Below are 25395 nucleotides of genomic sequence, written 5' to 3' on the forward strand. Positions count from 1 at the left end.
CGAGTTGCGGCGGCGTCCCTCGCCTGAAGGTACGCGCGCCGCCGCCAAAACCGTCAGGCCACCGGGCCTTGCGCCGGCTTCCTTCTGAGCAGCGCGTAGAGAATGATCGCGCCGAAAGTCGCAGTGCCGATGCCGCCAAGACCGAAGCCGCCAAGCTTCAGCGAGAAGTCGCCTGCGCCGAGTACCAACGTGACAGCTGCCACGATCAGATTGCGGTTGTCCGAGAAGTCGACCTTGTTGACGACCCAGATGCGCGCGCCCGTCACCGCGATAAGACCGAACACCACAATCGAAACGCCGCCGAGCACCGGACCGGGAATGGTCTGGATGACCGCGCCGAACTTCGGCGAAAAGCCCAGCACCAGCGCAATCAGCGCGGCAATGACGAACACCAGCGTCGAATAGATTTTGGTCACCGCCATGACGCCGATGTTTTCAGCGTACGTCGTCACGCCCGTGCCGCCGGCGAAACCCGAGACGACTGTCGCGATCCCGTCGCCGAGAAATGCGCGGCCGATATAGCGGTCGAGGTTCTGCCCCGTCATTGCACTTACCGCCTTGATATGGCCGAGGTTTTCAGCGACGAGAATCACCGCGATCGGCGCGAGCAACGTCATGGCCCGCATATCGAACACAGGCGCCGTGAAGTGCGGCATACCGAACCACGCAGCGTTGGCCACGATCGAAAAGTCGATGGGCTTGCCCATGCCGAGGCCATTCGTCACGATTGCGTAGATCACATACGCCATCAGCAAGCCGACCAGAATCAGCAGACGCTGCAGCATGCCGCGCCCAAACACGGCAACGGCGCCGACGCACAGCACGGTGACCAGCGCCATCCACGAATCGAAGTTGCTGCCGCTCACGCCGCGCACCGCGATAGGTGCGAGATTCAGACCGATCACGCAGACGATCGCACCGGTCACGACCGGCGGCATCAGCGTTTCGATCCAGCGCGTGCCGACCGCCGACACGATTAGCCCGATGATCGCGTACACCACGCCGCACGCGATGATGCCGCCCAGCGCGAGCGGAATGTTCATATTCGGCCCGTGGCCGCCGTAACCCGTGACTGCGATCACGAGACCGATGAACGCGAAGCTCGAACCGAGATAGCTCGGTACGCGGCCTCCGACCAGCACGAAGAACAACAGCGTGCCGATGCCCGACATGAAAATGCAGAGGTTCGGATCGAAGCCCATCAGCAACGGCGCGAGCACCGTCGAGCCGAACATGGCGACGACGTGCTGAATGCCCATCGCGAACATCTGCGGCCACGCGAGGCGCTCGTCGGTGCCGACGATGCGCCCCTCGACGGCGTCTGGCTGTGCGCGCCAGCGGGGGAAATAGGAATCGGCCATCGCGGGGGTTCTCCTCTAGTCGGCGTTTTTCATGACGACGGCGCAAAAAACAAACGCCGTGCGGGAATTACGCGCGAGTGTACGGAGTGCCATTGGAGGTGGCAAGCGTGAACAAGATGGCGTGCAGTCAGTTGAAACGGCACGTCGCGCGATGACGTGAATCCGGTCAGCCCCGCGTCGCTTCGAGCGAAAACGCAGTCACCGCTTGCTGCAGCTGTCTCGCCTGATCCGCCATCGACGAGGCCGCCGCCGCAGCCTGCTCGACGAGCGCGGCGTTCTGCTGGGTCACGTCGTCCATTTGTGCGACGGCGCGGTTCACGCCCTCGATGTCCGTGCTTTGCTCCTGCGACGCCGACGAAATCTCGCCCATCAGGTCCGTCACGCGTCTGATCGCCTGAGTCACTTCAGCCATCGTCTGGCCGGCCCGCTCGGCGAGTTCCGCGCCGCTGCCCACGCGTGCCGTCGAGCTTTCGATCAGTTCCTTGATCTCTTTCGCCGACACCGCGCTGCGCTGGGCAAGCGAGCGCACTTCGCCCGCGACGACCGCGAAACCGCGCCCCTGTTCGCCGGCGCGTGCCGCTTCGACCGCTGCGTTGAGCGCCAGAATGTTGGTCTGAAACGCGATGCCTTCGATCACCGCGATGATATCGGTCATGCGTTTGGAGCCGGCCGCCAGTTCGCGCATCGTTTCCACGACATCGTCGACAAGACCGCTGCCGCGCGCGGCCACTTCGGATGCACCCTGCGCGACGCCGCCCGCTTGCTGCGCGTTTTCGGCGTTCTGCTTCACCGTCGAAGTTAGTTGCTGCATGCTCGACGCCGTTTGCTGCAAAGCTGCAGCCTGCTCTTCAGTGCGCTGCGAGAGGTCGGTGTTGCCTTGTGCAATCTCGCCTGACGCGGTCAGAATGGATTCGCTCGATTCGCTGATGCCCGACACGATCGTGGCGAGCCGCTCACGCATGTTGCGCAGCGCGTAGAGCATGCTGTGCGTGTCGCCGGCACGGGTCTCGACGCGCACGCTGAGATCGCCGTCGGCGATACGGTTGGCGAGTTGCATTGCGTAGTCCGGCTCGCCGCCCAACTGACGCGACAAACGCCGCGCGATCATCGCGGCAAGCAGGCCGCCCGCGGCGATCGCACCCAGCACCAGCGCGACCATCGCAACGCGCATGCGCTGATATTCGCTGGCTGCTTCCGCCTGCGCGTCGTTGCCTTGTTGACGGCGATAGTCGATCAACGCCGTGATGCGATCGCGCAATGCCTCGCTTGACGCAATCGCGCGGCGCACGAGTTCGTCGTTGTCGACGCCGGCAGGAATCGGCGCGAGTCCGATCTGCTGATGCACGATAGCTTCCCACTCCGCCGACTTGCCCAGCACGTCGTCGAACATCTGGCGGCCTTTTGCGGTGACGATAGTCGCGCGGTATTGATCGTAGCCCTGATGCATCAGCCTGAGCGAGCCGACGATGCTGTCCTTCAGCTTCTGGCGCCCCGCATCGTCTTTCACGTAGCCGAGATTTGCGGCGGCGAGGTCGGCGTCGATCTTGTGGCGGTTCGCCTCTTCCAGCCAGTAAAGGCCGTCCATGTATTTGTCGCAGATCGCATCGGTGATGTCATGCATCGACGACAGCGTTTTCAGCGAAGTGCCGCCGATCACCACGCAAAATCCAATCACAACGGCAAAGGCCAGCAGCAGTTTCCTGAACACGGTCATACGGTCGAACCACTTCATTTGAACATCCTTCGGAAGTCACAACGGAATGCCCGCTGCTGCTCCGTCGCAAGCATGTGGCGACTCGTTGCGATGAGTCATGCATGCAGGACGTGGAGGCGCGGCAGCGCTCACCTTCCTTTTACGGCGCTGACGGCGTGGACCTGAAGCGATAAATGCCTGGAATAAGCGGGACAGGATAATGTAAGGAATGCCTGGTAGACGGCACCGTGATGAACGTAAAGGCGCGCGTTTGAGATTCGTCCGATAGAAGCGTGTTCATTCGCCTCTTAGACTTCTCCTGCTGCGTGGACCTCATGTAGCGCATGCGATGTTGTTTTAACTCTCCGACTTTTCCGCTCACGCTCGAACGAGTGTGAGCGGTTTTTTTTCGCCTGTGCGCCGCGTTTGATGCGAGTCACATTGGCCGTTCGAACGCGTTGCCGGCGAGCCGCAATGCGTAGGCGCGGACGTCTTCGGGCCATCCGGCGATTTTCTTTTCGAAGCGTGGTTGATCGCCTGCATAGAGCGCGCGAGTGGCGTCCTCGTAATCCGGCAGGTTGCCGGCTGCCGCCGTCATGAACCGATACGCCGCTTCTTGCGCCGCACGTTTGCGCTCGCGCTGCTCGCCAGTTCCGCGCGCCGTCTCCACGAGCTTGCGCAACGCGACCGACGCGCCGCCCGGCTGCGCGTTCAGCCAGTCCCAATGACGCGGCAACAAGGTGACTTCGCGCGCGACGACGCCCAGCTTGGGGCGCCCGCGACCGCGTGGGGTGTCGGGCTCGGCGTCGTCGTTGCTTGCGTTGCTGTTTGCATGGTTGCTTGCATCGTTGTGCGGATGAACAGCGGACGACTCGCGAACCAGGCGCGCGACGATTTCTTCGGCAGTGCCACGCAGATCGAATTCGACCGGGGCGGCCGTGGCGTCGTCGAAAACGAGAATGGGCGCTTGCTCGCCTCGCTCGATCACCCCCTTGACGGCAATCGCGACTGCGGGCAACTCGCCCGAGGCGATGAGGCGATGGCCTTCGAAGGCCGTGCAAGTGGTGCTGGTAGTGCTGGTGGGGCGATGCGTGGTCACGACAAACTCCGATTGGGAAGTTGTCGAATTATATCCGGGTTAAATTAGAAAGCAACATATTACCCGGATAATATTTGCAGGAACTCAATGGCCGGCCACCACCGTGAAAGCGCGGCTCGTTGCCGACGCGCAGGTTCCTACAGGTGGGTGCGACACGACGCGGTTGCGGCCGCCGTCTTTGGCCGCATACAAAGCCTGGTCTGCCGCGTTGACGAGCGCGCGGCTCGTCGTGAACGCCTCGCCTTGCGTCGTGGCTACGCCGATACTTATCGTCAACACATGGTGCGAGCTCGCGACATGCCCGAGCGCGAGTGCCTGGACCGCTGCGCGGATTTTCTCTGCGATGCAGAGGGCGCCCGCTTCGTCGGTGTCCGGCAGCAGAACGGCGAACTCTTCGCCGCCGTAGCGCGCCGCCGTGTCGCCGGGACGCCGCACCTCGTGCGTGATGCAGCGAGCTACCGCGATCAGCGCGTCGTCGCCGGCCGAGTGCCCGTACAGGTCGTTGAAGCCCTTGAAACTATCGACGTCGATCAACAGCATGGCAAGCGATCCGTCGTTGCGCTGCGCGCGGCGCCATTCTTTCTCTGCGGCTTCCTCGAAGGTGCGGCGGTTGTCCATGCCCGTGAGACCGTCCGTTCGCGCGAGCCTGTGCAACTCTTCCTCGGCGATAAGACGGCGCCGCATCTGCTGCGCGAACAGCACGGCAAGCGCGATCAGCGTGAGATCGAGCGCGCCGATCAGCGAGCCGATGATCCATGCCCGCCGCCGCCAGCCGACGTAGATGTCGCGCGTGGACAGCGCGACATCGAGAATCAGCGGATACATGTCGATATGGCGAAACGCGTACCAGCGTTCGACGCCGTCGATTGCCGCGGTGCCGAAGAAGTCGCCGCTCGGCTGCGCGGCGAAGCGCGAATAGTTGGAGGTACCCGTCAGATTGATGCCGATCGTCTTTGGATCGTACGGACGCCGCATCAGCATCGTGCCGTCGCTTAGCATGAGAGCCATTGAACCGCCGGCGCCGAGATTCATCCCGTTGAAGAGGCTGCGGAAATATTTCAGCCGCATGGTGCCGACCACCACGCCGCCGAAGCTACCGTCCGGCCGCGAAATGCGCCGGCTCAAGCCGATGCTCATGTCAGTGCCCGTTGCACGCGGCATGAACGGGTGACTCACGTACAGACCTACGTTGGGCGAATCGCGATGCACCTTGAAGTAGTCGCGGTCGGCGAGATAAACATGGCGCGGCGTGACGGACTGCGAATCGAACTTGATATAGCCGGTTTCGTCGATCACGAGAATCGAGCCCATGTCTTTCGCGGATGCCGAACCGTCGAACAACACCATCTGACGCAGCGAAGGCTCCAGCTCAAGCACGCGTGGCTGCTTGAGCCCTTCGATCACCGTGCGTATCGACAGGTCGTAGATCTCCAGATTGCGCGACACGTCGCGCTCCACCAGCAGCGAGACGTTGAACACAGAGTCTTGCGCGCGCCGCAACGCGTCATCGTGCATCTGCGCCAGCACCCACACTGCAATGGCGAGGATCGCGCTGGCCAGCACGCCACTAATCGCAATGATGATGTTCGGACGACGCGTGACCATTGAGTTCGGTTTGGGCATGCGCGGTCTCACGCGCGAAAGGAGGAAGAGACGCGTCCATAGAGGATCGCGTATGGCGAACCCGTAGCGTAACAGAGGTCATCCTTACCCAAAGGATCGAAAAGACGGGTTTTTAGTGCCTAGTGCGCGTTTATGAGGCGCTTGCGATTCGCTTGCGGAGGCGCTTGTGAATCGCTTACGCGGCGGACCCGACGCTATGTTCTATGCGGATTTCATGAGAAGTCCGTAATGGATCACCCCGGGATTACCCTGCGTATTCAGGTCACCGTAAGCAACACGCCGAACACTCCTGTTCGCGCCAATCAGCTCTTGTCCGGTGTTTTCAGTTCGTTCAACAGCCGCTCACAACCACCTTGATCCGGCACCATGCAACCGAGCACATGTTCACTGTTCGGCATCAGCATCTCGCTGCCCGTCTGAATCGCCAACGTCATTTCGGGATTCTTCTGCCATATGAGGAATCCGAAACATGCAAGTGCCAGCAGCACGACGAGCGAGAACGCGGCCCTCTCCAGCTTCCAATAGATTTTCGGCATGGCTACACCTTCAGCATGGCACAGGGACTGTAAGAGGCACTCGGGCGGCGCATGAGTAACGGCTGAGGCGTTGTCAACCGAGCAAATCGGCTGTACTGATATCTCACCTCGAAAAAGAATTTTTGGATCACCGACGTCGATCCGAAGCCCGACATCTCCGCTCGTGGACAATCGAGTCCCAATTTATGCGAAATATTTCGTCCGATTCCGTCACATCGACAGTGCGGGAGTCCCCTCGCTCCCTGTGCCGGCATATTCCACGCGCACTTAACCCCGGGCGGCATAGTGTTGATACCGCTAAAAAATTACAGATTTCTTACAGTATAGACTCTGCCCTCATGTGTGAAATATTTTGCTCCAGTTCTTTTCAGACCTCCGGACGCACATAACCGTGCGATTTGAGGGTGCCGCGGTCTCTATTGTCAGCTTGCGCATAGTCTATCATCACACTTAAGCGCCTTCTGCGGAAAGGTAACAGTCACCACGCGCAAAATGACAACATTACAATACCCTTTCCATACTCTACGACCGGAGGGCGTTCAATGGTTCTATTTCACCGTGGCGCAGCGATTCAGGCGTCGACCATAAGGCGCGGAAACACGTTCGTAGCCCGCGCCTGTATTTTGAAGGAAGACGGCGAATCCACCTCATTGGGTGATCTTGGGCAGTTCGCAAGCCAAAACTGTGCATACGAGTTCGCTGTGCGCTGTGCGAGTGCTTTTGTGGATGGTGTACCGATGCCGCGCTCCCCGTTCGGCAGATCACCGACCTTGGGCGACCCAGCAAATAGCTAGCGACACGCTGCCGCATGCGGCAGACGTCCCTGCGGCCGGGAACGACTGCCTCGTCAGCAAAGAGGGCAAACCAGAAGCATCCCAAGCTGAGGAAGCGTACTGTACCAACCACTGTTAAGCCGTTTTCAGTACACCCGCAAACATGGCAAGCGACGCACAACGACGTAACGGTGAACATCGTACGAAAGGCTTCCGGTGTTTGCGCGCATGCAGCATGGGTGCAATTCGAAGCCGGATTCAAGGGTTGAGCGTTTATGCCCCCCACTCGTTGCCAACATACCTGATGCCGCCGTACGACAGGCACGGACGCGTGTCCAGAAGGACATCGAGGATCTGGCCGGCATCGTCGAGTAAAGGCAACAACAAGTGCGAGCGTGGTCGGGGTGGAAGACCGTTACCGACGGTGAACCAAAATCCGCGCCCAGGGCAATGTATCCTCCTGCCGGTGGACTAGCGGTAGTGGCGGGGCAGCTAACCTGCGCTGCCGCCCGCCCTCGGTACCGATCCTACTGCGACTTCTGGTTGCGACCCGTTGCCGCCAATCGCTCCTGAAACGCCAACATCGGCTTCGCCGTTGACACGGGCCGTTGACGGCGTCGGGACCGCCAAAGGGACGCTGGCAACGCTTTCAAGCAGTTCGTCTGCAGTCCATACGGCTTCTAAACCGGGGAGGCACTCATTGGGGCGTCTTTGTGTCGCGGTCCGACGTCAGGGGCTTGTGCCATTGATTGCTTGCGCATCGGTATCCGAAATCCTGTACATGTACATCATAAGCACACGTCGTGGCAGCCGCGAAACTTGAAATCGACGATTGCGCCCGCTATACCTCCAGATATCAGTCGTAAATCTGTAAGGAATTAGTGTTCCTCTCGCGCTCTCGAAGTCACAGTCGCTGTGAAACCTCGAATGGACAAGGAGCAAGGCGCGAATCCTCAGATAAAAAAGGAAAACCATGTTCCAGCAGACCTATGACCCGTTGGGCAATCCATTCCTTTCCACGGTCATTGCCGCGATCCCGATTCTGACGCTACTCTATTTCATTGCTTTGCACCGCCACCGCGATGCGCAGGGCAACGTGCATTTGGGTATCTCGGCACCCTACGCGGCTTTTTTCGGTGTCGTCGCCGCTTTCATTATCTCGTGTCTCGTTTTCAGGATGCCAGTGGTGACGGCGGCCTCGGCCTTTGCGCTCGGCTCCCTTTCTGGATTTCTGGGAATCATCTGGATCGTCCTGGCCGCAATGTTTCTGTACACGATGAGCGTCGTGACCGGCAAGTTCGAGATCGTCAAGGAGTCGATCGTCCACATTTCATTCGACCGGCGGCTGCAGTGCGTCTTGATCGCGTTCTCGTTCGGCGCAATCATCGAAGGCACATCGGGATTCGGGACTCCGGTCGCGATCGCCGGGGCTGTGATGGTGGGCCTCGGCTTCAAGCCATTTCAGTCCGCCGTGCTGAACCTGCTCGCCAATACCGCGCCCGTCGCCTGGGGCGCGATCGGCACGCCGATCGTTACGCTGGCGGCCGTGAGCGAACTCGATCAGGTCACGCTTTCCGCGATGGCGGGACATCAGTTACCGTTCGTATCGGTTCTCGTGCCCTTCTGGCTGGTCGCGACGTTCGTGAAGATGGAAGGCGGGTCATGGAAGGAAGTCTTCGAAGTCTGGCCGGCGATGCTGTGCGCGGGTGGATCGTTTGCGCTCATGCAGTTTTACGCTTCCGGGAGCAGCGCGCTCCACCTGATGACCGACGTGGTATCCGGCGTCTTTTCGGTAATCTGCACGGCGCTGTTCCTGCGCTTTATCTGGCACCCGAAGACACGCTTCCTGCTCCGCTCCGAACGTGAGGCACTCGCGCGAGCGGGCAGGAGCACAGCAATAGGAACGACAGAAAGCACGGAGTGGAAGTACAGGTACTCAGCCGCCCAAACCGCCTATGCTTGGATGCCGTGGGTGATTCTGATCGCCTGTTGTGCACTGTGGGGCGTACCGGAGTTCAAGAAGTTCCTCAACAACCTGTTTGCCGAAGTCACATTTTCCACGACGCTGCTCGGCTCGCCGCTCAAGGGTTCGCTGTCGCTGCCTGTCTGGGACATGCCCGCGCTGCATAACCTCGTGCAACGGATGCCGCCCGTCGTACCCGTCAACGCCAAACCGGAGGCGGCCCGATTCACGATCAACTGGTTGTCCGCGGCGGGCACAGGCGTTTTTGTCGCAGCAGTGCTTTCCGGTCTCGTACTCAGGCTAAACGCAACGCAATGGAAGGACGCCTTCATGCAGACCATGCGCAGGATGAAGATCCCGGTGCTGGTGATTGCCCAAGTGCTGGGCCTTGGATTCTTGACGCGCTACTCTGGCACCGATGCAGTCCTCGGTCTTGCATTCACGGGTGCCGGGGTTCTCTATCCGTTCTTCGCGGCGTACCTGGGCTGGCTCGGTGTATTCCTAACGGGCTCCGACACGGCGTCAAACGCCCTCTTCGGCAGCTTGCAGCGCATCACGGCGGAGCAACTCAACCTTAACCCCATCCTGATCGTAGCGACAAACTCGACGGGCGGCGTAATGGGCAAGATGATCGACGCTCAATCCATCATGGTCGCGTGCGCCGCCTGCTACGACGATCCGAAGGAGCGGTCATTTGCGCTTGGACCGATTTTCCGCACTGTGTTCTTTCATTCGATCGGTGGCGCGGCGGTGATCGGTGTGATTGCCATGTTGCAGGCGTATGTCTTCCCGGGGATGATTCCCCTACCGCCCGCCGGCAAATGAATGGCCAGAGCCAAGTCAGCGATCGTCTTCATTCTCGAACAATCGCAAGGAGACGGGCATGGTCGATCCGGCGCTCCGGGAAGTGCCCGAACGGCAGTTTCGGGCGACGCTTCGGCATTACTCTCGCTTTTTTTGTGACAAATTTGCTTCGCTCTCCGGGTTTTCGGTAAGCCGGTCCGTGACTACCTGGAACGCATGTGCCATTGCGCCAGAGCCATCGTCTGAGTGTTCGTCGTATCGGACGCAACATCCATGCCATCTTTAACTACGCTATTCGGTTTCCGTCGGGTAAGGCAATCTCACCGTCAACGCAATATGCGGCATCGCTGACTAAAGCCGATGCCGCCCTTCTGCCGCGCACTCTTAGACTTGTGCCATACCGCCATCGACGGTTAGTTCGATGCCCGAGATATAGCTGCTATCGTCGGATGCAAGGAACAAAGCCGGCTTGGCGATTTCTTCCGGGAGACCAATGCGGCCTAGTGGCACCTGCGAAGCAATGCCCGACTTAAAGCCTTCAATTTCTTGTTCGGTAAGGCCAGTCTTGCCGAAGATTGGTGTATCTATCGGACCCGGGCTGATCGCATTCACACGAATCTTGCGTGCCTTGAGGTCCGTCGTCAACGTACGTGCCAACGAACGCACCGCAGCTTTAGTAGCCGAATAAACGCTGAACGCTTCCATACCCTTGGAAGATGCAATCGATGCGTTCAAAATGATCGATCCACCGTCTGGCACCAGCGGAAGAAGCTTCTGCACCGTGAAGTAAGTACCCTTCACGTTGACGTTGAAGGTTTCATCGAATTGCGCCTCCGTTACCTGATCGATCGGTGCGAGCGAACCCAAACCTGCGTTCGCGAAGATGACATCCACGCGACCGTATTTCGCTTTCACGTGGTCGTGAAGTTTGTCCAGATCCGACAGCCTGGAGACATCGCCCAGCACGCCTTCCGCGTTAGCACCGATGCTTTCCACCGCTTCATCCAGCTCCTTCTGGCGGCGTCCCGTGATGATGACATTCGCTCCTTCCTTAGCGAAGAGTTGCGCCGTTGCCAAGCCCATGCCGCTGTTTCCGCCCGTGATTACGGCGATCTTTCCCGATAGTTTCGTCATGTCAGTCCTTGATTGAATGTGTTGACTGGAGCAGGCCTGTTCTCAAGCTCTGTTCAGTCGCTAAGGATTAGCGGCTCCCGTAACCGTTGACATCGGTTGGGTGGGGAAGAACCGACTTTAGGCGCGGGGCATTGCGGAAGATAGTAGGTGGCGACGAATACACTCGTCGGCTCAAACGAATAATCAAAATGCTATCGATATGTCGCTAGGGACCACGCGCCAAACCAAATACGTTGGCGACGGCCCGACGCTTGTAATCAACGTAACTGAGGTGGTCTCTTCGCCGGAAACACGCCGTGACGCGTGCGCTCACGGCGACAGATTCGAGTAGTCGGCTCCTAACCCACAAGTCCAGAAGTGACTGTGCCCGTTCACAGAGTACGCAAGCAAACGCGACCAATGGCGTCCATCGTAAAACCGCGAATCTCTTGGTCCAATCTCGGGTATCAAGCTGGTTCTTTAACGTCTGCTGGCCGCGCTCCCCTGACACTTGACGCCTGCTGTTCGGAATGGCAAAGGTCCTTTCAGGGTCACTATGGTCTGACGTGCTAGGGGCAGTCGGCCGCAAACAGACGCTCGACACTTGGGGCAGGTCCTTGGAAATCGCGCTAGCTATCAGTCTCTCGATAGACGTTCCAGTTACATGCAATGCGCCGCAGATGACCGACAGAGGACTACGAACTAGTTAACCAATGGGCCAGCCGGACCGCGACCGGTGGTAACGTGTCCTGTCTAACGTCTCAGCTCAGCGAACCGACGCCCCTACTGCGTAGCCCAAAAAAAACCAACGCCGCTAGCCGGCGTTGGCCCAAGACCCAACCACACACCCGGTAGGGATCAGCCCACCTGGTGACACGGATTACGGCAGCCGCGGTTAATTCTTGAGGCCTGGGCAAGAAGACAATTCCGACGCTGTCCCATCGTCACTTTTGCCCGCCGGGGTTTCCTTCGCGGGCCCCCGATCACATTGTCACGGCTTTGCAATCGTCCCCGGCGGTTTCCGTTGCCGCCTCTCCAGGCACTTTCGCTGATCACGTCCTCCCGGTACGGAAAGGCCGAACCGAATTCCCGGCGTCCTGCGGTGTTTGGCCATGCTGTTCGCGGTTTTCCCAGGGGCCTAGGCGATGAAATAAGCGCATTTGAGGTCGGGCACCCCACCGCCGCTTTCAATAGTTTCACAAGAAGCTATTTTTGGCTTTCTTGTCTCAGGGGCGTCACACGGATGCCGTTAAGCGGTCACATATCCACCCCACAACTGAGGTTCATAACAATGAAAATCCGCACCCTCCTCGCTGCCACCCTTTTCGCATTGGCCTTTCTCCTAGCCGTTATCGGCGTGGCGGGCATCTATGGCATTCATTCGACTAACGATGCCCTCGCAAGCGCGTCGGAAAACGTGCCTACCGTGATGGCCGTACTCGCGCAACAGGAAGACATCGCGCGGGCACGCTTGCAACTGGACCGCGTGACGGCGGGCCAGGCCGTGGCGAGCGCCACGACTCTCGCGTCCGCCACCGCATTGATTAGCGAGTCCGACCGCGCATGGACAAGCTACACGGCTTTTCCGGCCGGTGACGACGAGAAGCGTCTTGCCGCAGACGTCGCGCACGCCCGCGATAACTTGTTGAACAAAGGCATCGAACCGTTGATGAGCGCTCTTAAGTCGTCGGACACGCAATCGTCGAGCGCGCTTGCCTACGTGACGCTTCCAAAGCTCTATGCGACGTTCAGCGATGCAACCGCAAAACTGTCCCAGTTCCAGGCCGAAGACTCCGCGAGGCTCGTGCAGGAGGGCATCGCCCGGGAGCAGAAGACGATGCTGCTCACCATCGTCCTCAGGCTCTTGGCGGTGTGTGCCTTGGCAATCGCTCCCGTGTGAAGCCCCATTCACAAGCAGGATGAAGAAGCCGTACGATCACCCTACAGAAGGCCACCGCCGCTCAATAGCCTCTTGATATCTGCTACCGGCCAAAGCAATCGGCGGTTTGGAAGCTTCGTCGGCCTGATGCCGAGGTAGCTGCCGTCCGAGGAATAACGCTTTCGGATCGATTGAGGCGCAATAGCCAGAATGGCCGCTAATTCATCGGTGGACACGTGATCGCGGTTTGTCGGAATCGGCATCGGAACGCGCGCCGCGCTCTTATCTACCTTCGTCGGTACCGGCGCGCTCACTGATGAATCGCTCGGCACCTGTCCTGCAAGGACGTGGATTGCGCCGATCGTCTCTACTGCCTGGGCAGCATATTCGGCAACAGCAAGTGGAATCAAATCCGGTTGATCTGCTTGCACCTTGCCGCGACTGATGACGTCAAAAATCAGGCGCATCCAATCTGTCTCGACATCGAGATCTTGACACCATTCGATGAACTCGTAGGGCTCAAGCTGAGTCGGCGTAATGGCACCGCTTTCCTCATCATCCCGGCAGCGCCATTCCCATAGCCGCATGATTTCGCGAGCCTTGATCCAACGATCGATGACATCGCCCTTAAACGGCCTGCCGTCAAGGCCCGTTGCCTCACGAGGGAATTCTGTACATCCTGCCGGTCCGTGCAAGCCCGACAGAATGAGCGCCCCTTCGATCGGCGTCCAGGTTGGCCGATCGAGATACTCCCTCAATACGACATAAAGCTGCCTTGCGGCAGCGATGCGTTGTTGTGGTGATTTGGCGTTCGTCATAACCCCGTAGCGCTACGTCGATTTTTCTTCGACAGCCGTCCGCTGCCGTGATCGCGCGATTCTATCGCGTCGCCGCGGGCGACAGCCCTCGAACACGCGCGGGCAAGTGCCGGAACAATGGATACACACAGACTCGGACTCGTGCCTCACGTTACAACCTCAGCGCCCTGTAATCGAGTCGACGCGATGCGCATCACGGAAAGTACAAACGCGATGTTCCGGCATGGACCGCAAAACTCGGTAGCCGCGCTCACCGGCAGCGTCCCACTCCATGCCGCGCGAGGACCAGCAAACGAGACCGACGCACCCCCATCCGGCACATGGATTGAGATGGATCGAGTAGGAGCAAATCCGGTTACACAGCGGTTACACGGGCCACAGAAACAGAAAAGGGTTACAGGCAAAACACCTGTAACCCTTTGATTCTATTTGTGGAGAGGAGGAGGATCGAACTCCCGACCTTCGCATTGCGAACGCGACGCTCTCCCAGCTGAGCTACCCCCCCAACGTGCAAATTATTCTAGCACAGGCATTTTCCGTTTTGCCAAGCCACCAACCCGGCAAAAACTCACTTGGAAGGCGCCCCAGCAAGCACCCAATCGACCACCGCGCGAATATCCGCATCGCTCATCGACTGATGCGCGGGCATCGGAATCATGCCCCACACACCCGAGCCGCCGTCCTTCACCTTGCGCGCCAACTTCGCAGGAGCCTGCGCGTCGCCTTTGTACCTCGCGGCGATCTGCTGGAACGACGGACCGACCAGTTTGCGATCCACCGCATGGCATCCCATGCAGGCATTGGCGTTAGCGACCCGCTGACCGCTCGGCATATCGGCCGCGTAGGCCGTCGATACAAACAAGCTCGCCGCCCCGAACATCAAAGAAGCGATAACAACGCCAACTACCCCGAGCTTCATTGCGGCGCCTTAGGATTGCCAGGATGCACCGCGTTCGAGTTCGTGACCGGTGCCGGCGCCTGCTGCTCGAGCGGCCTCGCGCTAACCGACGAGTCAGGAATCGTTCCAACCGTCGCCGCGGCAGCGTCCGGCTGCGACGCGGCAACAGGCGCTGACGCCGCAGCCGCATTTGCCGCCGCTGCCTCTTGCGGCTGGATGTACTGGAAGACCTTCACGACCTGCGTAACGCCCGGCACCCGGCTGGCGACGTCCGCGCCGCGATTGCCTTCGTCCATCGTGACGAGGCCCATCAGATACACGGAACCGCGCTCGGCGACGACCTTGAAATCGTTCGCCGAAATATCCTTCTCGGCGATCAGCGCGGTTTTCACGCGCGTCTCGAGATACGTGTCATTCGTGCGCGAGGAGAATGAACTCGCCGGCATGATCGTGAGTTCGTTGACGATCGTATTCACGTTGTTCAAACCACGCACGATACTCTCGGCGCGCTGCTTGGACGCATCCCCTGCCACTTCGCCGGTCAGCAGCACGCGGCGGTTGAATACCGTCACGTTGACGTGCGCCGAATCCGGCAGATTCTGACTGATCTGCGAAAGCGCCTTCACCTGGATTTCGCGGTCCTCGGTCTGCGCGCCAATTGTGCGCCGGTCGGTCGCCATCAACGCGCCGCCGCCCGCCGCGCCCGCAACGGCGAGAAAACAACCCTGCAACGTCGCGGACAACCCCGCCGCAAACCCAACCACCAGCACGGTTCTCACCAGTGTCTTCTTGACGCGGAATACGCTCATCAACTAGCTCTCCTTCGGATCAATCTCAGTCTTCGCCCAGCAACATGGCATCGATGCCGTCGCATAGACAATGGATGGTCAGCAAATGCACTTCCTGGATGCGCGCGGTGCGATCTGACGGCACGCACACGTGGATGTCGGTATCGCTCAATACTTCCTGCATGCGTCCGCCGCCCTTTCCACTCAACGCGACGACAATCATCTCGCGCTCGTGCGCGGCTTCGATTGCAGCAATCACATTCGCGGAATTGCCCGACGTGCTGATCGCGAGCAGGACATCGCCCGGCTGGCCCAATGCCCACACCTGCTTCGAGTAAATCTGCTCGAACGAATAATCGTTAGCGATGGCGGTGAGTACCGACGTATCGGTACTGAGCGCGACGGCCGGCAAGCCAGGCCGCTCGCGTTCGAAGCGGCCGATCAGTTCAGCGGCAAAATGCTGCGCGTCCGCTGCGGAACCGCCATTGCCGCACGCAAGAATACGGTTGCCATTGGCAAGCGCGGCAAACATCGTGTCGATTGCTGCGGCAATCGGCATCGACAAGGTTTCCAAAGCTTCGAGTTTGACTGCCGCGCTATCGCGGAAGTGTTGTTGAATGCGTTCGACTGACATCGAGTCTCTATCTTCTACCGCGAATAAGCCGCGACATGCGGCCGTGTTGTGAAGTTGTATGAATGAAGTCTTGCTGCAAGCAATAGCGCTCCACTGAACTTTGAGCGCAACGAACCGTGTGCGTTTCGACACCTCGCAAAATGCGCTGTGAAGCACGCTGAAATCTCACCATTTCGCCCCGTAGCTCGCACGCGAGCGCAAGTTTATCGCACTAACCCATGTTCTCCGCGCAATTGCGTCACACTTCGTCGGCGCGGAAAGCATCGCGTAACCAGACGAGGCGCCCCGCTTCGAACGCAATCACGTCAAAGCGGCAAGCAGGCTGATCCCGCGAATCCGAACGCTGAGTCGCAAGATAGTGCTGCGCTGCGCGCACGATTCGTTGCCGCTTCTGCCAACCGATGCTCGCAGCCGCGCCGCCATACTTGCGTTGCGCGCGCGCACGAACTTCGACGAATACAAGCGCGCCATCGCGCTCGCGCATCACGAGATCGATTTCCCCGCCGCGGCAGCACACATTACGCGCCACGAACCGCAAACGCTGACGCTGCAAAAACTCCTGCGCACGCAACTCGAACGCCGCGCCGACGAGTTTGGACCCCGCCTGTCCGGAAAAGTTGTTCGTTATGGCGACGCTTGCGTTCGGCTTCTTCGTCGACGCGTCGGCATTCCTCGCGCCGGGCGGAACGCGCGGCGCTGCGTGGCACAATGACGGCCTCATTCCGTCCGTTTGCGTTTTCTGCCTCATGACTCCTCTCTCTGAACTCGCGCAAGGACAGCAGTACCCCGCCGCCGCGCTGTATGTGGTGGCCACGCCGATCGGCAACGTCGCCGACATCACGCTGCGCGCGCTGCATGTGCTCGGACTCGTAGACCGCATCGCCGCGGAAGACACGCGCAACACCGGTCAGTTGCTCGCGCGCTATGGCATCTCGAAGCCGCTCATCGCGGTTCATCAACATAACGAGCGAGCCGCCGCGCAACGCATCGTCGAGCATTTGCAAGCAGGCGAGCGCGTGGCCTATGTGTCCGACGCGGGCACACCTGGAATCTCCGATCCGGGCGCAAAGCTCGTCGATGCAGCTCGCGAAGCGGGCTTCGCAGTGATTCCGCTGCCGGGCGCGAGTGCACTTGCCACTGCGCTGAGCGCGGCGGGGGATTGGGTCTCGACGTTCTCGTTCCTCGGCTTCCTTCCGCCGAAACCTAAAGCCCGCGCCGCCGCGCTGCAAACCCTCGCGCAGCATCCGCACGCGATGGTCTTTTACGAAGCGCCGCACCGCATCGTCGAAACAGTGCAGGCTTTGGCCGATGCCTGGGGCGGCGAGCGCAAGCTGCTCATCGCGCGAGAACTGACGAAGTTACACGAAGCCTTGCATTGCGGCACCCTGGCCGAAGCGCCAACGTGGCTCGCCGGCGATCCAAACCGCCAACGCGGTGAGTTCGTACTGGTGGTCGAAGGCGCGCAGCAGGAAACGGCCGGCGAACACGATCACGACGCGTTGCTCGAGATGTTGCTGGAGGAGTTGACGGTGAGCAGCGCGGCCAGGATCGCGGCGTCGATCACCGGCGCGTCGCGCAACGCGCTGTACACGCGCGCACTGGCGCTCAAGAAAGAAGACGATTGAGAGAAACGGCAGCGCCTTACACGCAACAGCAAAGGTCAAACAAAAAGGGCCGCCCATGTGCATGAGCGGCCCTTCTTTTTTCTGCAGGCGGACGTAGCTCGCCATACCGACCGACGCAAACAGCGCCCTGCGCCTATTACTTCTGCGCGATCGGACCCGAATCGGACGCCAGCGTTTCGTCACGCGCCTGGCGCGCTTCGTCCTGCGTCACACCTTCGATTTTCACGCGCGCGGTGCCCGCGTGGCGCATATCGAGAACATTCGCTGCCGCCATCGACAGATCGATCACGCGGCCGCGAGCGTACGGGCCGCGGTCGTTGATCCGCACGACGACAGAACGCGAAGTGGCGGGATTCGTCACTCGCACATACGAACCGAGCGGCAGCGTGCGATGCGCGGCGGTCAGCGCGTGCATGTCGTAACGCTCGCCATTGGCGGTGCGGCGGCCATGAAAGCCGCGGCCGTACCAGGAGGCGCGTCCGGTCTGATGAAAGTCCGAAGCACCGGTACTGTCATCCGAAAGAGGCTTTGCATCTGCCAGCGATGGCCCTTGCGCGGCAGCATCGGCGGACGCCGGCGCGCTGCCGTAGGCTTGCGGTCCGAAAGACGCAGCTTGCGTGTTCTTTGTGCGGAGCGGCACGGCGCTTGCGACACTGTTGTCGACGCCCGGCGGCGTGGCGCAACCGGCCAGCACAAAAAAGGCAAAAAGTGTCCCCAGACTACGGGATAACCGAGTTTTCATAAGACGTGCAATCAAATTGTCGAGCCGCATCACGCGTAGTTGAGCGTGTTGCCTGCGACTCCGGCGGCAAAGGACGACAACGCGCCGCGCAGACGAGCGCAGAACGTCAAAGCCCGGATGCGGCTCATTCAGCCGCTACCGCACGGTTAATTTTCACGTCTGGCGCAACCTGTCCCCGGCAGCCTGACCAGACCCCACATGCCGCCATCGAACGTGGCAAACACGTTCTTGCGCGCGAGACTCAGCGTGCAGGAACGGCGGCGTAGGCCCCACCCAGCGTCACGACCGTAAGAGTCATAGCAGGCGCGTGGCGCCTGGCTGGGCAAGACGTGTGCATCGAAAGCTCGATACCTGATGGCCGTCCAAAACCGCGACAGCCCATACTTGAGTGGCGATCCGCGCTCCTATTTGTGATAGGGACGCATCGCCTTGTGGCAGCACGATTCCTCGTGCATGGGGTCCATTATACCCAAAACAGAATGCTGTGTTGCTAAGCGACTGAAAACCTTGATGAATCTTCACCATTGCTGCAAGAATGAGCAGACAAAACGCTGCGCCGCAAGCATTCGCGGGCGCCGGCGAACGTCGGCGCGGCGCGTCGAGACGCCGGTACAATCAACGTTTTCCCCGCGGCGCCGTCATTCATGAAAGTCACTTTGATCCCCGTCACGCCGTTCCAGCAAAACAGCTCGTTGCTCGTTTGTGAGGCAACCGGGCGCGCGGCCGTCGTCGATCCGGGCGGCGATCTGGACGTCATTCAGGCTGAGATCGCGCGCCAGAACGTGAGCGTCGAGAAAGTCTTCCTGACGCACGGTCACATCGACCACTGCGCAGGTGCGAAGACACTCGCCACGCATTACGGAGTGCCGATCGAAGGCCCGCATCCCGACGAACGCTTCTGGCTCGACAAACTGCCCGATCAGAGCACGCGGTTCGGCTTTCCGGCAGCCGACGCATTCGAGCCCGATCGTTGGCTCGACAATGGCGACACCGTGCAATTCGGCGACGAGACGCTCGAGGTCTATCACTGCCCCGGGCATACGCCCGGCCACGTCGTGTTCTTTAGCCGTGCGCATCGGCTAGCGCTGGTCGGCGACGTGCTGTTCGCGGGTTCGATCGGCCGCACGGATTTTCCGCGCGGCAATCATGCGGATCTGGTGCGCTCGATTCGCGAAAAGCTCTGGCCGCTCGGCGACGACGTCACCTTTGTCCCGGGCCACGGTCCGACGTCGACCTTCGGCGCGGAGCGGCGTAGCAATCCCTATGTTGCCGACGGAGTCGTCGCATGAGCAGCGAAATCTATGTCAGCACCGACGTCGAAGCGGACGGCCCGATTCCCGGTCCGCATTCGATGCTGAGCTTCGCGTCGGCGGCCTATACGGAAGACAAGCAACTCATCGCCACGTTCTCCGCGAATCTGGAGTTGCTCGAAGGCGCCGCGCCGCATCCCGTGCAAGAAGCGTGGTGGAAGACGCAGCCGGAAGCCTGGGCAGCGTGCCGGAAGGACTTGCAGCGTCCGGAGGCCGCGCTCGCGGCGTATGTCGACTGGGTCGAGGCGCTGCCCGGCAAACCGGTGTTCGTCGCGATGCCGGCCGGCTTCGACTTCACCTACATGTTCTGGTACATGATGCGCTTTGTCGGCCGTTGCCCGTTCTCGTGGTCGGCGCTCGACATCAAGACACTCGCGTTCGCAATGACCGGCTTGCCGTATCGCAAGAACATCAAGCCGCGCTTTCCGAAACACTGGTTCGACGAACATCCGCATACCCATGTGGCGCTAGACGACGCTATCGAGCAGGGCGCGCTTTTCTGCAACATGCTGAAGGATCTGCGCGCAATGCAGGCGGCAGGCTCGGCGGGCGGCGTAGAAGGGGACGCGTCAGGACAAAATCCCGCTGAGGAACCGGCAAATTAGGTAATCTCCCTCGCTCAGGCCGTTTTGCATTGCGTTTCGTTTTCGCGCCCTCTACCATGCGGTGATACGGCGACGCCAACGGAGGCGCAGTTGACACTCGATACGTTCTCTCAAAAAATCCTGCGCCTTTTGCAGCTGGATGCACGCCGCTCGGTGCAAGAAATATCCGACCAGGTCGGTCTGTCGAGCACGCCATGCTGGCGGCGCATCAAGGACATGGAGCAATCGGGCGTGATCCAGCGCTACACGGCGCTACTGGATCGCGAAAAACTGGGGCTGCACGTGTGCGCGCTCGCGCACATTCACCTCACGCGTCATACCGAAGGCGGCGTCGAACAGTTCGAGCGGGAAATCGCCACTTGCCCGGAAGTGACTGAGTGCTACAGCACCACCGGCGAGTCCGATTACATCCTCAAGATCGTCGCCCCGGACATCAAGGCGTACGACACGTTCCTTCACGAACGCATCTTCAAGATTCCAGCGGTTGCTCAGGTACGCACGAGCGTCGTGCTGCGCGAAATCAAATTCGATACGCAACTACCGCTGTGATATGCGCGGACGTGCGCTGAGGTTCGCTGCGTTGGATAGCCGCAAGCCGTTTAGTTGCAGCACAAAACGGTGCGGCTGCGTGCGGTGGCTCGTTCAACGAAGGTTGCAACGGCATTCGACGCGTCGCGTCGAGTTGCATCCTCTCGCGCCTTAGCTGGTGCCGTGCGGGACCGTGCTCTTGTGACGATCCGCACCCGCGCCGGCCTGCGTCGGCGAACCGCTTTGCGCCGACGGCGTGTCGACTTCACGCAGTAAATCGAGCTTGCGCGCGCCAAGGCGGCGCTTGAGCGCGGCGAGGTCGACACGTTGAAGCGCCCCCATGCTCTCCCGGCCGTCATCGCGCAAAGACTGCGCGGGCAGTACGACTTCGACGTCGAGCCCGGTGCTCAGATAATGAATGTTGACCGCCGCGGCCTTGAGACCGACCGTCGCCAATGCCGCATTCACGTCGGCAACGATCCGCTCGCGCGAAGGCAACCCGACCGGCGGATGCGCAACCGCATCGTTCTCGGGATCGACGTGGATCAGCGCGTCGAGCACACGGTTGTCGCTCAACACACGCAGGCGTGCACTCTCTGCGATGTAATGCCCTTCGGACACCGAGATCAGCGGATCGACCAGAATATGTGCGTCGACGAGCGCGAAGTCGCCCATTTTTCGCGTTCTTAGTTCGTGGACGTCGCGCACGCCCGGCGTCGACAGCAACAGTGCGCGCATGTCGGCAGTGGCGGCTTCGTCCAGCGCGCGGTCCGACAGATCCTGCAGCGCGTCCCACCCGAACATCCAGCCCATACGCGCCACCATGAAACCGACGATTGCGGCAGCGATGGGATCGAGCAGCCGCACGCCGGCGAGACTGCCGAGAATACCGAGCGCGACCACCAGCGACGATGCCGCGTCCGAGCGCGCATGCCACGCGTTCGCAATCAGCATGGCCGAGCGCACGCGCTGCGCCTCGCGCAGCATGTAGCGGAACAGTCCTTCTTTGGAAAAGAGCACGAGCACTGCCACGAACAGAGCGCTCAGATGAACGGCCGGAATGTTGTCGACATCGGCGAGGCGAGTGCCGGCACGCCACAACATGCCGACGCCGACTGCAATGAGCAGCGCGCCAAGAAATAACGAAGCGACCGTTTCGTAACGGCTATGCCCGTAATTGTGATCCGCATCCGGCTTTGCGCCGCTGTGCCGATTGGCGAACAGCACGACAAAATCTGAAATCAGATCGGCAAGAGAATGGATGCCGTCGGCCACGAGTGCCTGTGAGTGCGCGAACACGCCGATGGCGATTTGCAGCGCCATCAATACGGCATTCAGCGCAATACTGACAAACGTACTTTTGCGCGCGACGCGGTGTTTCTCGGCGGACTCAACGGCGGCGGAGGGCATCTTGAAGAAAGCAGAAGTTCAATGCCTACATTCTACCCGCCGGGCCTTCTTAAACTGCGTTGACTCGAAAAACATCCATAAAAATCAGCCGCTTATGAAAACGAAAACCATTCGCATTCCAATTACGCGAACCACCACATGCGGCAATTTTTTGGGCGACTTAGACGCGACAATGAAAAGGTCGCGTTCTGAACAGCACGCGACCTTTCATGACGAGGCAGGAGCGCTTAGGCGTCCGGCTCGTATTCGTATTACATTTAATGGGGCAGCCATTTACATCTGAGTAATTCCGAGGGAATTACTTTTGAATCAGAAACTTCTCACGATCGAGACCGGCGATCCACCGCGGCGGTTTGCCGCGTCCGGACCACGTGCTGCCGGATTCCGGGTCACGATATTTCGGTGCAACGCCCGCGCGCGGACGCGCGGCTTTGGCGCCTTTAGGTGCGCGACCGCCGCCCAGTTCGCTAAGCGAGATGCCGTAGTCGGCCATTTTCTGTTTGATTTCGTTCAGCACTTCCGCGTATTCGCGCGACTTAGCCTCTTCGATCTGCTTTTCAAGCTTCTCTCGCTGCGCGAGTAGTTCCTTGTAGGAAGACATAGGTTCCCTTGTGGTTTGAATTAACGACTGCCAGTCTTAAGCCAGCTTGCCCTTTGAAGGTGTTCATGCCTCGGAATTTGAACGCGAGATTAACACAAAATAGAAAGACTACAAATGCATCGGCGTGAAACTAATACTTCTTCGTTTCAAAAACTTTCCGTTTGGCGCGGTGTCCACGTGTTCCCTTTCATTTGGCCATGCCCGCATTTTGCAGCGGAAGGCCTTGTCGTGTCGGTAATTATGGGATTAATTATCAGCAGATGAAAATTAAGATACGTTTCAACGGCCGAACATGTCATTTCATGAAAGCTTTGATATGAGACCACGTAACATATTGCGATAGAACTTTCCCGCCGTCTTTTCTGCGATAAGGTCTTTGGCAATCGGCAATAAACGCCTAATTTGTTTGTCGCCTCATGCAATCTTCTAGCGCCACGTGCAAGGTTTCCCGATCTGGCATTCCGCTGTCGAATGGAAAACGTTTGCGAAGCCCATCTTTTCTTAAATCAGCGCCATACCGGTCCACGCCGATGAGCTGATAACCGGATCGGTTTAAAAACGCATCGGTGAATTCACCTATGAGTGCTTCTTCCTGATCGGATTCCAGCGCGGGCAGCGGGTCCAGTTCGTCGCCGCCAAGCCACCCCATCGCACCGAACCCGCCGATATAGCGCAGGCGGTCGAGCGTCATGGTCCAGAACGTAAAGTCGCCGAGAACGAGGTAGCGCTCCGCGTCAGGGTGATAGCGCAGATAGCGCGCGACGAGCTCCGGCGCCGGATCGACCGGTTCAAACGTTCCCAGCAAGGTGACGCGCTGACCATTGAGGACGTCGCCCTCGGGCGCGTCGACAACGAGAAAGCCGGCCCGCGGGTCCGCATGCAGGTTGTGCGTATGCTCCGCGAGCCGACTCACCAGAATCGTAGGCCGGTGGCGCGCGTCTGGCGCGAATGGCAGCACGGAGGGATAAGGGAAACCTTCCGGCTGGCGAGCGTGCGTCGCGAGGGTACCGACGGCGGAGGTATGCAGCAGGTGCAATGGCGCTTGTGCGGGAATGTTCAATTGCTTTCCTTGTTGAATGATCTCTGCTCGCCTGAGACCCCGAAAGCGCAGTTGCACGGGGGACGCCTGAGCTATCGCCTAGGGCCGGCGCCAGCGCTTGCAGTCGGCGTCGATCGCCTCCAGACGCAAGCTTTCATGGTCTTGAGCGCTTCAAGCATAAGACAGCGTGCCTGGTTAGAATCGGAAATTCGCTTTCAGTGCGCTTTCTCCCAGCATCTTTCTCCACGAGACTTCCGTGTCCGATCGCTCTCCCGACTTCGCCGCCATCCCCGCCGCTCACCGAGACCTGTCCTACACAGTTCGTCAGCGAGCCCGCATTGCGACCATGGCAGTGTTTTTCATCGCCGGGATGGTGTACGGGTCGTGGGGTGTGCACGTGCCAACCGTGCGCGACCGTTTCCAGCTTAGTCCAGCATTGCTGTCGCTGGCGCTTCTCGCCGTCGCCGGCGGCTCGATCGGCGCGATGGCCGCCAATGCGTCGTGGATCGCGCGTGTCGGCACACGCCGCGCCTGCCTGACCGGCGGCCTCGTGATGGCGGTCTGCGCCGCATTGATCCTGGTGGTGCCGTATTACTGGCTTTTGCTGATCGTGCTGGCAACGTTCGGCGCGGGCATGGCCACGCTCGATGTCGCCATGAACGCTGAGGCCAGCGCCGTTGAGAAAGCGTTGGGCAAGCCGATCATGTCGTCGTTGCACGGCATGTTCAGCGTCGGCGGGATGTTCGGTGCGGCGGTGGGCGGCGCGCTGCTCGCGCACGGCATGGCGCCGGCCGTGCATCTGGCGTTGGCAGCCACCGTCAGCGCACTGGTGCTGATCGCCGCGTGTCCGGCAGTGTTGCCGCATGTACCGCACGACGATCATCCGGATTCCGCGACGCCGCGCGCCAATCGTTGGCGCTCGCCGGCGTTGTGGGCGCTCGGCACCATGGCGCTCGTCGCGCTGATCGCAGAAGGCGCAATGTACGACTGGGCGACCGTCTATATGCGCGACGTCGTCCTCGCCACGCCCGCGCTCGCGAGCGCTGCGTATGCCGCGTTTTCCGGCGGCATGGCGGCGGCCCGTTTTGCCGGCGACGCCGTGCGCGCACGCTTCGGCGCTCCGCAACTCGTCATGGGCAGCGCAACGCTCGCGCTCGCGGGAATGATCGGCGCGCTCCTGCTGCCGACGCCGGTCGCCGCGCTAGTCGGCTTCACTTTGATGGGCCTCGGCTTGGCCAACATGATGCCAGTGCTGTTCGCGGCCGCGGCGAGCGTAAAGGGCATTCACGCAGCCGAAGGCCTCGCGCACGTCGCCGGGCTCGCGTATTTCGGGCTGCTGTTCGGGCCAGTGGTGATCGGTGCAGTCGCGCAGGTGACCAATCTGTCGATCGGGCTTTCCGTTGTCGCCGTGTGTTGTGCGTTGATTGCGTTCGCGGGCCCGAAAGTACTGCGACGCCTGAAAATCTAGCAACAACGCGCGGCATCAAAAGAAAAGGCACGCGACCTGACGGTACGCGTGCCTTTTTTAATCATGCGTTCACGGGCAGCGCAAG

22 protein-coding genes and 1 tRNA gene are annotated in these 25395 nt (G+C 60.2%); 7 read left to right on the forward strand and 16 right to left on the reverse strand.

The annotated features are described in order from the left end of the window. Positions 1–53 precede the first annotated feature (53 nt). The 5 genes from ACTJLB_RS01450 to ACTJLB_RS01470 all read right to left on the reverse strand — a co-directional run bounded on the left by ACTJLB_RS01450 (position 54) and on the right by ACTJLB_RS01470 (position 6312). Positions 54–1361, reverse strand: coding sequence for a solute carrier family 23 protein (locus ACTJLB_RS01450; RefSeq protein ID WP_440782236.1), 1308 nt, complete (start codon positions 1359–1361; stop codon positions 54–56). A 166-nt stretch (positions 1362–1527) separates the two neighbouring features. Then, positions 1528–3093 carry a methyl-accepting chemotaxis protein gene (locus ACTJLB_RS01455; protein WP_440782237.1) on the reverse strand — a complete coding sequence of 522 codons (1566 nt, stop codon included), beginning with the start codon at positions 3091–3093 and terminating at the stop codon, positions 1528–1530. A gap of 397 nt (positions 3094–3490) precedes the next feature. Then, positions 3491–4153: a DUF2239 family protein gene (locus ACTJLB_RS01460; RefSeq protein WP_440782238.1), complete on the reverse strand. Its 663-nt coding sequence runs from the start codon at positions 4151–4153 to the stop codon at positions 3491–3493. Between the two features lie 84 nt (positions 4154–4237). Continuing rightward, positions 4238–5776 carry a sensor domain-containing diguanylate cyclase gene (locus ACTJLB_RS01465; protein ID WP_440782239.1) on the reverse strand — a complete coding sequence of 513 codons (1539 nt, stop codon included), beginning with the start codon at positions 5774–5776 and terminating at the stop codon, positions 4238–4240. Between the two features lie 302 nt (positions 5777–6078). Next, entirely contained in the window at positions 6079–6312 is a 234-nt protein-coding gene (locus ACTJLB_RS01470; protein WP_408285300.1) for a hypothetical protein, read from the reverse strand. Between the two features lie 1746 nt (positions 6313–8058). Here ACTJLB_RS01470 and ACTJLB_RS01475 point away from each other — a divergent pair. Beyond that, the gene (locus ACTJLB_RS01475) at positions 8059–9873 is read left to right on the forward strand and encodes an L-lactate permease (protein WP_440782240.1); all 1815 of its coding nucleotides are present in this window, start codon (positions 8059–8061) and stop codon (positions 9871–9873) included. 363 nt (positions 9874–10236) lie between these two features. On the opposite strand, the gene ACTJLB_RS01480 is transcribed toward ACTJLB_RS01475, so the two are convergent. Further along, positions 10237–10986, reverse strand: coding sequence for a glucose 1-dehydrogenase (locus tag ACTJLB_RS01480; RefSeq protein WP_440782241.1), 750 nt, complete (start codon positions 10984–10986; stop codon positions 10237–10239). Between the two features lie 1270 nt (positions 10987–12256). Between ACTJLB_RS01480 and ACTJLB_RS01485 the strand changes: the two genes are divergently transcribed. Beyond that, positions 12257–12865, forward strand: a complete 609-nt coding sequence (locus ACTJLB_RS01485) for a Tar ligand binding domain-containing protein (protein ID WP_440782242.1) — start codon at positions 12257–12259, stop codon at positions 12863–12865. A 41-nt stretch (positions 12866–12906) separates the two neighbouring features. On the opposite strand, the gene ACTJLB_RS01490 is transcribed toward ACTJLB_RS01485, so the two are convergent. The 6 genes from ACTJLB_RS01490 to ACTJLB_RS01515 all read right to left on the reverse strand — a co-directional run bounded on the left by ACTJLB_RS01490 (position 12907) and on the right by ACTJLB_RS01515 (position 16703). Beyond that, positions 12907–13662, reverse strand: a complete 756-nt coding sequence (locus ACTJLB_RS01490; protein ID WP_440782243.1) for a hypothetical protein — start codon at positions 13660–13662, stop codon at positions 12907–12909. 432 nt (positions 13663–14094) lie between these two features. Then, a tRNA-Ala gene (locus tag ACTJLB_RS01495) sits at positions 14095–14167 on the reverse strand. 63 nt (positions 14168–14230) lie between these two features. Beyond that, on the reverse strand, positions 14231–14581 hold the full coding sequence (locus ACTJLB_RS01500) for a c-type cytochrome (protein ID WP_088176127.1): 351 nt from the start codon (positions 14579–14581) through the stop codon (positions 14231–14233). Further along, a complete protein-coding gene (locus ACTJLB_RS01505) occupies positions 14578–15369 on the reverse strand; it encodes a BON domain-containing protein (protein ID WP_440782244.1) in 792 nt (263 codons plus the stop codon). Before ACTJLB_RS01505 ends, ACTJLB_RS01500 begins: the two co-directional genes overlap by 4 nt. Before the next feature lie 25 nt (positions 15370–15394). Then, positions 15395–15982 (reverse strand): phosphoheptose isomerase, encoded by a 588-nt coding sequence (locus tag ACTJLB_RS01510; RefSeq protein WP_020067187.1) that lies wholly within the window; start codon positions 15980–15982, stop codon positions 15395–15397. Between the two features lie 238 nt (positions 15983–16220). Beyond that, the gene (locus ACTJLB_RS01515; RefSeq protein WP_440782245.1) at positions 16221–16703 is read right to left on the reverse strand and encodes a YraN family protein; all 483 of its coding nucleotides are present in this window, start codon (positions 16701–16703) and stop codon (positions 16221–16223) included. A 25-nt stretch (positions 16704–16728) separates the two neighbouring features. Here ACTJLB_RS01515 and rsmI point away from each other — a divergent pair, with 25 nt between their 5' ends. After that, on the forward strand, positions 16729–17607 hold the full coding sequence (gene rsmI, locus ACTJLB_RS01520; protein WP_440782246.1) for a 16S rRNA (cytidine(1402)-2'-O)-methyltransferase: 879 nt from the start codon (positions 16729–16731) through the stop codon (positions 17605–17607). A gap of 136 nt (positions 17608–17743) precedes the next feature. Here rsmI and ACTJLB_RS01525 read toward each other — a convergent pair whose 3' ends face one another. Next, a complete protein-coding gene (locus ACTJLB_RS01525) occupies positions 17744–18349 on the reverse strand; it encodes a septal ring lytic transglycosylase RlpA family protein (protein ID WP_408413667.1) in 606 nt (201 codons plus the stop codon). Between the two features lie 644 nt (positions 18350–18993). Here ACTJLB_RS01525 and ACTJLB_RS01530 point away from each other — a divergent pair. The 3 genes from ACTJLB_RS01530 to ACTJLB_RS01540 all read left to right on the forward strand — a co-directional run bounded on the left by ACTJLB_RS01530 (position 18994) and on the right by ACTJLB_RS01540 (position 20813). Continuing rightward, a complete protein-coding gene (locus ACTJLB_RS01530; protein WP_027776755.1) occupies positions 18994–19638 on the forward strand; it encodes an MBL fold metallo-hydrolase in 645 nt (214 codons plus the stop codon). Beyond that, the gene (locus ACTJLB_RS01535) at positions 19635–20264 is read left to right on the forward strand and encodes an exonuclease (RefSeq protein WP_440782247.1); all 630 of its coding nucleotides are present in this window, start codon (positions 19635–19637) and stop codon (positions 20262–20264) included. Before ACTJLB_RS01530 ends, ACTJLB_RS01535 begins: the two co-directional genes overlap by 4 nt. Positions 20265–20354: 90 nt before the next feature. Continuing rightward, positions 20355–20813: an Lrp/AsnC family transcriptional regulator gene (locus tag ACTJLB_RS01540; RefSeq protein WP_006050474.1), complete on the forward strand. Its 459-nt coding sequence runs from the start codon at positions 20355–20357 to the stop codon at positions 20811–20813. Between the two features lie 150 nt (positions 20814–20963). Here ACTJLB_RS01540 and ACTJLB_RS01545 read toward each other — a convergent pair whose 3' ends face one another. The 3 genes from ACTJLB_RS01545 to ACTJLB_RS01555 form a co-directional block, all read right to left on the reverse strand. Continuing rightward, entirely contained in the window at positions 20964–22202 is a 1239-nt protein-coding gene (locus ACTJLB_RS01545; RefSeq protein ID WP_440782248.1) for a cation diffusion facilitator family transporter, read from the reverse strand. A gap of 298 nt (positions 22203–22500) precedes the next feature. Next, positions 22501–22803 (reverse strand): H-NS histone family protein, encoded by a 303-nt coding sequence (locus ACTJLB_RS01550; protein WP_020067195.1) that lies wholly within the window; start codon positions 22801–22803, stop codon positions 22501–22503. 397 nt (positions 22804–23200) lie between these two features. Beyond that, complete coding sequence (locus ACTJLB_RS01555; RefSeq protein WP_440782249.1) at positions 23201–23863, reverse strand: HugZ family protein; 663 nt, start codon at positions 23861–23863, stop codon at positions 23201–23203. 235 nt (positions 23864–24098) lie between these two features. Between ACTJLB_RS01555 and ACTJLB_RS01560 the strand changes: the two genes are divergently transcribed. Then, on the forward strand, positions 24099–25310 hold the full coding sequence (locus tag ACTJLB_RS01560) for an MFS transporter (RefSeq protein WP_440782250.1): 1212 nt from the start codon (positions 24099–24101) through the stop codon (positions 25308–25310). Positions 25311–25395 lie beyond the last annotated feature (85 nt).

The sequence above is a fragment of the Paraburkholderia sp. 22098 genome (genome assembly GCF_052045935.1).
Classification (GTDB): Bacteria; Pseudomonadota; Gammaproteobacteria; order Burkholderiales; family Burkholderiaceae; genus Paraburkholderia; species Paraburkholderia caledonica.

Coding starts and splice junctions, on each gene's coding strand:
- ACTJLB_RS01450 (WP_440782236.1), bottom strand. CDS start 1,361: ATGGCCGATTCCTATTTCCCCCGCTGGCGCGCACAGCCAGACGCCGTC.
- ACTJLB_RS01455 (WP_440782237.1), bottom strand. CDS start 3,093: ATGAAGTGGTTCGACCGTATGACCGTGTTCAGGAAACTGCTGCTGGCC.
- ACTJLB_RS01465 (WP_440782239.1), bottom strand. CDS start 5,776: ATGCCCAAACCGAACTCAATGGTCACGCGTCGTCCGAACATCATCATT.
- ACTJLB_RS01470 (WP_408285300.1), bottom strand. CDS start 6,312: ATGCCGAAAATCTATTGGAAGCTGGAGAGGGCCGCGTTCTCGCTCGTC.
- ACTJLB_RS01475 (WP_440782240.1), top strand. CDS start 8,059: ATGTTCCAGCAGACCTATGACCCGTTGGGCAATCCATTCCTTTCCACG.
- ACTJLB_RS01480 (WP_440782241.1), bottom strand. CDS start 10,986: ATGACGAAACTATCGGGAAAGATCGCCGTAATCACGGGCGGAAACAGC.
- ACTJLB_RS01485 (WP_440782242.1), top strand. CDS start 12,257: ATGAAAATCCGCACCCTCCTCGCTGCCACCCTTTTCGCATTGGCCTTT.
- ACTJLB_RS01490 (WP_440782243.1), bottom strand. CDS start 13,662: ATGACGAACGCCAAATCACCACAACAACGCATCGCTGCCGCAAGGCAG.
- ACTJLB_RS01500 (WP_088176127.1), bottom strand. CDS start 14,581: ATGAAGCTCGGGGTAGTTGGCGTTGTTATCGCTTCTTTGATGTTCGGG.
- ACTJLB_RS01505 (WP_440782244.1), bottom strand. CDS start 15,369: ATGAGCGTATTCCGCGTCAAGAAGACACTGGTGAGAACCGTGCTGGTG.
- ACTJLB_RS01510 (WP_020067187.1), bottom strand. CDS start 15,982: ATGTCAGTCGAACGCATTCAACAACACTTCCGCGATAGCGCGGCAGTC.
- ACTJLB_RS01515 (WP_440782245.1), bottom strand. CDS start 16,703: ATGAGGCCGTCATTGTGCCACGCAGCGCCGCGCGTTCCGCCCGGCGCG.
- rsmI (WP_440782246.1), top strand. CDS start 16,729: ATGACTCCTCTCTCTGAACTCGCGCAAGGACAGCAGTACCCCGCCGCC.
- ACTJLB_RS01525 (WP_408413667.1), bottom strand. CDS start 18,349: ATGAAAACTCGGTTATCCCGTAGTCTGGGGACACTTTTTGCCTTTTTT.
- ACTJLB_RS01530 (WP_027776755.1), top strand. CDS start 18,994: ATGAAAGTCACTTTGATCCCCGTCACGCCGTTCCAGCAAAACAGCTCG.
- ACTJLB_RS01535 (WP_440782247.1), top strand. CDS start 19,635: ATGAGCAGCGAAATCTATGTCAGCACCGACGTCGAAGCGGACGGCCCG.
- ACTJLB_RS01545 (WP_440782248.1), bottom strand. CDS start 22,202: ATGCCCTCCGCCGCCGTTGAGTCCGCCGAGAAACACCGCGTCGCGCGC.
- ACTJLB_RS01550 (WP_020067195.1), bottom strand. CDS start 22,803: ATGTCTTCCTACAAGGAACTACTCGCGCAGCGAGAGAAGCTTGAAAAG.